This window comes from Microcoleus sp. PH2017_09_SFU_O_A, assembly GCF_020738625.1.
Classification (GTDB): domain Bacteria; phylum Cyanobacteriota; class Cyanobacteriia; order Cyanobacteriales; family Microcoleaceae; genus Microcoleus.
Genome location: NZ_JAEQCF010000181.1, coordinates 1 through 5,895, shown reverse-complemented (window position 1 = coordinate 5,895; position 5,895 = coordinate 1). Strand labels below are relative to the sequence as shown.

Genomic DNA, 5,895 nt, shown 5'->3' with positions numbered 1-5,895 from the left:
AGCGGTAGCGAATCTCAGAAAAAATACTCTCCATCAAATTACTACTTACTTAGGCAAAAACCACGCAACGATAGTAGTAGAAAATTTGAATGTTTCGGGAATGCTAGCTAATCACAAACTAGCTCAAGTTATCGCTGACTGTGGATTCTATGAATTCAAACGTCAGCTAGAATACAAAGCTAAAAAGTTTGGCTGTGAAATAATCATTGCCGACCGCTGGTTCCCTTCGAGTAAAACCTGTTCAAACTGCGGACATATTCAAGATATGCCCCTAAAAGAAAGAACCTACGACTGTGAAAGTTGTGGTCATTCGATGGACAGGGATTTGAACGCAGCAATTAATTTATCGCGCTTGGCTTTCATCGTGAAAGCTTACGGAGGGATAACCGCTCCCATGCTCCCGATGAAGTAAGAAGCAAATGTCTAGACTTGTCTAGGATTTGTATAGCAGAACGCCAGATGCTGAGATTGACGGTGAGATTTCCGAATTTAAGGAGTTGACAAAATCTACTAAAAACATCAGATACCGACTTCAAGAAGGAATCAGCAGGGCAAAGAATCAAGGTGCAGCAGCCGTTATTATTCACATCAACCGAGATAGTTATGAATTTTGGAAGATAAACGATGGCATCAGAAAAGCTTTTTATTCGGACGAAAGACAACTTATCCAGAATATTATATTAGTATTCAACAGCGAAGAAGTACAACAGATTACTAGGGAGGAATGGGAAAATGGAAGACGTTTTTAATGAATTTGAAGAAGTTATACAAACTGGCTTAAAAAATAATATGCCGCGAGAGGCGAAATTGATTACAGTTGGGCAAATTGTTTATGCAGTTACTCGTGATGAGCTGACAAATAAAGAAGGTTTGCAACTGGAAGAGATGTTGGGCGGTAGAGAACAATGGAAAGAGGCACTTGAGTATAGTATTTTTGGCTATCCAGTAGATACAGCAACTCCATCTTTTGATAAACCTCTAATTATTGCCGGCAAAACATTTCATTCTCGCTTGATGACGGGGACGGGAAAATATCGCAGCATTGCCGAAATGCAGCAAAGTGTCAACGCTAGCCGATGCGAAATTGTGACTGTGGCTGTGCGGCGAGTGCAAACAAATGCTCCCGGTCATGAAGGATTGGCAGAGGCTCTTGATTGGACTAAAATTTGGATGCTGCCGAATACTGCTGGTTGTCAAACGGCGGATGAGGCGGTTAGAGTGGCTCGTTTGGGCAGGGAAATGGCGAAGCTTTTAGGGCAGGAAGATAATAATTTTGTTAAGTTAGAAGTGATTCCGGATGCTAAATATTTGCTGCCCGATCCGATCGGCACTTTGCACGCCGCAGAGCAATTAGTCAAAGAAGGTTTTGCCGTTTTGCCTTACATCAATGCCGATCCGCTGCTAGCAAAACGCCTAGAAGAAGTCGGTTGTGCGACTGTCATGCCTTTAGGTTCGCCCATCGGTTCGGGGCAAGGGATCAATAATGCTGCCAATATTCAAATCATTATTGACACGGTGAATATCCCTGTGGTGGTGGATGCAGGGATCGGCACTCCCAGCGAAGCGGCCCAAGCCATGGAAATGGGCGCTGATGCACTTTTGATTAATTCCGCGATCGCCAATGCTCAGAATTCTCCGGCAATGGCCAAAGCAATGGGAATGGCCGCAGAAGCGGGACGTTTAGCGTACTTAGCAGGAAGAATGCCGGTCAAAGATTACGCGATCGCCTCTTCCCCCGAAACAGGTACTGTCACATCAAAATAAATTCCCGAATTTTTCAGGCACTTCGATCGCGTTTTTTTGGTACAGTGATGGCAATCAAAAATATTGAGGATTGTTGCCAATGCCTTATACTACCGAAGAAGACGGACGCTTGAACAACTTTGCCAAAGAGCCGAAGATGTACGACGCCGTACCTCCCAACAAGAACCAGCAACGGAACTACATCATCCTGGGTGTTGCCGCCGCGCTGTTAGTAGCCGGTTTGGTGTTTGTGGCTGCTTCTGTGTAAAAACTGACCTGACACTCAAAGCTGCTTCAAATCGCTATTTTAAATAATCATTCAACAAACCATGTTTCCCAACCAATGGTATAGCCTTTCTCAAAAAGGTGAGGTATGACTGACAGGTTATATAACCACTGAAACCAAGAGGGCTCTCTTCCCAACAACGTCCGCGAATATGAGAGCTTGATCCGCTATAGTTGCAACAGTCCTGAAGCGTGCCGAGCGAGCTGGAAGACTAAACAAGACAAGCAGAAATAGGGTTTTTTCCTTTCGGCGTTCAGGTTCAGGGGCGATCGTTGCAATTAATCAGACCGAATCGTCACAAATATAAAAAAATTGCTAATTGAAAATCTACAATCATGCAGGTCATCAACGGTGCGATTGACGGCCGAACTCGTCGGTGTTGCGAGTTAGGAGCGATTTCAACTCTACAATCCCAAATCTAAAATCTACAATCTACATTCCCAAATCTACATTCCCAAATCTAAAATCTAAAATCTAAAATCTAAAATCGCCAGACCGTGATGTCTATTCCTTCCCAAAAAGTTTCTAGCTCGAACAAGCAGATCTATCAACGCTTGAAACAGGCGATCGACCTCAACTTACGCCGTCAAATTTTTATTGCCGCCTGCGACGACCTGTGTTTGCGGGACTGTCTGGCGGCCCGCTTGCAGGCAGAATTAGCCGCCGAGGGCGCCGACTCGATTTCTCGTCCCTACCCGATCGACTATCCCCGATTTGTCAGTTTGGAACTCGACGTGAGCGATCCCAATCCTTGGGACTCGATCGCCGCATGGCTGACTCAACACCCACTGCCCCGAAACGGCGGCAGCTACAGCCGTTTGCCGGGATTTCAAATTCTCGGGGCCGAACACCTGACCAGGCACTCACCAGCCGTGCAGTGGTCGTTCCTGAGCTATTTGAGAGACATCGAAGCAAACCTGCAAATGTGCGAATCTACTCTGTTGCTGTGGGTGTCGCGCCCTTGGTTGAGTTCGATCGAGCAATCGGCCCCGGAATTTTGGCAATGGCGCACCGGAGTATTTGAGTTTGAAGGCGAACCAACTCCAGCTAAGGGCGACTTCGGGCACTCGGAAGACTTCGGACACTCGGAAAACTTCGGAAACTTGCGGGACAACGGAGACTATGGCGACCAACTTTTAAAATATTTAAAGTCTTCTGAAGAATCCTCAATTCCCGATTCCCCATCCCCCATTCCCGATTCCCCATCCCCCATTCCCGATTCCCCATCCCCCATTCCCGATTCCCCATCCCCCATTCCCGATTCCCCATCGATTCCCCATCCCCCATTCCCGATTCCCCATCCCCCATTCCCGATTCCCCATCCCCCATTCCCGATTCCCCATCCCCAATTCCCGATTCCCCATCCCCAATTCCCGATTCCCCATCTCCCATTCCCGATTCTGAACCCGCCACAACAGATTCTAAATCCGTCGAACTGGCAGATTTGGTGCTAGCAGCGGCTTCTCAGGAGTTGGAAGTAGAAGATAATCCCGCATCGGAAGACAATTTTCTGCCGCTGCAAACCCTGCAATATATTGCATTGCTGCAAGAACATGAGTGCTGTTCCGAAGCTTTGGCTTTGGCTTATCACAGTTTGGGAAATTACTACCGCGATCGGATTCTGGGCGGAGATTCCTCCCCGCAAAACCTGACAATTGCCATTCGCGCGATCGAGCAAGTGATTGCATACCTGGAACTCGACGACAACTCCCAGGAAAATCAACCACTAACCGAGGAATGCGCGCGGCTAATTTCCCAATTGACACAAAACTTAACTCAGTACGCCGAGGAGTCCCACAGCCTACCGCCAATTTCCGATCTGATCAACGATCTCGGTACTTTCTACTGGATGCTGTCGCGCGATCGCACGCAGCAGCATAACGCAGCCGATCCGGTATCCTGCCTCGAACGCAGCATCGCCCTCTACCTTGAAGGTTTGAACCGCACAGATGCCGACAGCGCACCCCAAACCCGCGTGAGATTAAACAAAAATTTGGGCATCGCTTCGGCAGATTTAGCCCGCTATCAAGATAAGACAGAGAACTTGCAGCAAGCAGTTGCAGCTTACCAACAAGCGCTACTAGATTTAGACCCGGCGGCGGAGCCCCAGCAGTACGCGGCGGCTCAGAATAATTTGGCGACAGCATACTGGAATTTAGCTCAAGATGGTCAGCCGATCGTCTATCTCAAAAGCGCGATCGCCGCTTACACCCAAGCCCTTTGCTGTTACAGTCCCGATCGAGAACCGCTCAACTATGCCGGAGTCCAAAACAACCTCGGTACCGCTTGCTGGAACCTCGCCCAGCACGAACCCTCAGAACTCTTGTTAGTCAGGGCGATTGATGCCTACCGCGAAGCCTTGAAATACCGCACCCGAGAATTGGTACCCGCAGCAGCAGCAGCCACCTACAACAATCTCGGTACCGCTTATTGGCATTTGGGGAACCAGTTCCAGCAGAAACAGGCCCGGACGGAATCTTTACAGCAGGCGATTACCGCCTACGAAGCTGCACTGGATATCGCCGGCCAGCTCGATCGAACCCAACTCACCTTTGACACCTGGGCCGCCCGCAACAATCTCGGACTAGCCCACTATCAACTAGCCACAGACCAAGATTTCGCCACCAACAAAGCCGCCCAAACCAGCCATCTAGAAGCAGCACTGCACCACCAGTTGCAAGTGTGTGCCGAATGGGGACAACATCTCAACGACAAAGGGTTAACATATGGAGATAAACTTAACCTGCAAGCCCCGCCAAACTCTCAAGCTGCCGATTCCCGGCAAACTGCATTGAGTTATATTGTGAAAACGATTAGAGCTTTCTATAGCGAATGTGGGCTGCAAGGCCAAAATCTAGCCTTATCCAAAGTACCTGGAGATTTATTGCCTGAAATCTTACGTAGGTTATAAGTATGGCTATAAATATGGCTACAACTATATAAAAGCTCAATTTTTTCGAGATTTGTATCCAGTTTTCTATTATTATGGCTGAATCTTCTTGCCTAATTCTTCAAACAAAGTTGTGGTCATGGCCCCTGTAAAAATCCTTGTGGTTGATGACGACCCGGCAATCCGAAATTTAATTCACCGTTTTTTGAGCCAGCAAGGTTATCAAGTTGAGTCGGCCGGAGACGGTCAGACTGGTCTGGAATTATTTGAGCAACTCAATCCTGACTTAGTAGTTCTAGATGTAAATTTACCCGATACTACTGGCTACAAACTCTGTCAAGAGATGCAAAAACGGACGGGCGTGTTTGTGTTGATGCTGACCAGCCGAACCGATGAAGCTGACAAAATGAAAGGGTTTGCCGAAGGCGCTGACGACTACATTACTAAACCTTTTAGTCTTGTAGAGATTGGAGCTCGCGTTGCAGCAATTTTGAAGCGCAAACGCCTTGTTACTCCGGCTCAACAACAAAGTCTGACCTTTGGAGAGCTACTAATAGATCCCGTCCGGCGCGAGGTAATTCTCGACAGTCAGATAGTTGCTTTGACGGCTTTAGAATTCGACCTGCTGTACTGTTTGGCAAGCAAACCCGGTCGCGTATGGAGGCGATCGGAATTGCTGCAAGAAGTCTGGGACTACGAGTATGTGGGAGCCGATCGCGTGGTGGATGTCCATATCGGTCAAATTCGCCGCAAAATTGAACCAGATACCAACCAAATCTCAATGATTCAAACCGTCCGGGGAGTAGGTTACAAGTTTGAGCCAAAAACCTAGCAGTATTCGGCATTCGGCAGCCGGATCTGTAGGGACAAGGCTGTAGGGGTTTGAAACTGTAACTTAATTTATGGACAAAGCTACCCATCCTTGACTATTTGGGTAGCTTTGTCCGCAACTCGGGCGATCGCACGAGACTATTTG

7 protein-coding genes are annotated in these 5,895 nt (G+C 47.9%); all 7 read left to right on the top strand.

The genetic code is table 11. The features are described from left to right. On the top strand, positions 1-412 hold a 412-nt coding region (locus JGK16_RS32505; protein ID WP_293187144.1), incomplete at its 5' end, for an RNA-guided endonuclease TnpB family protein. A gap of 28 nt (positions 413-440) precedes the next feature. Next, positions 441-749 (top strand): hypothetical protein, encoded by a 309-nt coding sequence (locus tag JGK16_RS32500; RefSeq protein WP_293187143.1) that lies wholly within the window; start codon positions 441-443, stop codon positions 747-749. Further along, entirely contained in the window at positions 733-1,764 is a 1,032-nt protein-coding gene (locus JGK16_RS32495; RefSeq protein WP_293194001.1) for a thiazole synthase, read from the top strand. Before JGK16_RS32500 ends, JGK16_RS32495 begins: the two co-directional genes overlap by 17 nt. A 79-nt stretch (positions 1,765-1,843) precedes the next feature. Continuing rightward, on the top strand, positions 1,844-2,011 hold the full coding sequence (locus JGK16_RS32490) for a ssl1498 family light-harvesting-like protein (protein WP_293187141.1): 168 nt from the start codon (positions 1,844-1,846) through the stop codon (positions 2,009-2,011). 518 nt (positions 2,012-2,529) lie between these two features. Further along, positions 2,530-3,483 carry a hypothetical protein gene (locus tag JGK16_RS32485; protein WP_293203595.1) on the top strand — a complete coding sequence of 318 codons (954 nt, stop codon included), beginning with the start codon at positions 2,530-2,532 and terminating at the stop codon, positions 3,481-3,483. Continuing rightward, on the top strand, positions 3,474-4,940 hold the full coding sequence (locus tag JGK16_RS32480; RefSeq protein ID WP_366517193.1) for a hypothetical protein: 1,467 nt from the start codon (positions 3,474-3,476) through the stop codon (positions 4,938-4,940). Before JGK16_RS32485 ends, JGK16_RS32480 begins: the two co-directional genes overlap by 10 nt. 118 nt (positions 4,941-5,058) lie before the next feature. Beyond that, positions 5,059-5,751, top strand: coding sequence for a response regulator transcription factor (locus JGK16_RS32475; protein WP_293193997.1), 693 nt, complete (start codon positions 5,059-5,061; stop codon positions 5,749-5,751). Positions 5,752-5,895 lie beyond the last annotated feature (144 nt).

Excerpts from the sequence above, each read along its gene's own strand:
- JGK16_RS32485 (WP_293203595.1), top strand. The coding sequence starts at position 2,530 with ATGTCTATTCCTTCCCAAAAAGTTTCTAGCTCGAACAAGCAGATCTAT.
- JGK16_RS32495 (WP_293194001.1), top strand. The coding sequence starts at position 733 with ATGGAAGACGTTTTTAATGAATTTGAAGAAGTTATACAAACTGGCTTA.
- JGK16_RS32490 (WP_293187141.1), top strand. The coding sequence starts at position 1,844 with ATGCCTTATACTACCGAAGAAGACGGACGCTTGAACAACTTTGCCAAA.
- JGK16_RS32475 (WP_293193997.1), top strand. The coding sequence starts at position 5,059 with ATGGCCCCTGTAAAAATCCTTGTGGTTGATGACGACCCGGCAATCCGA.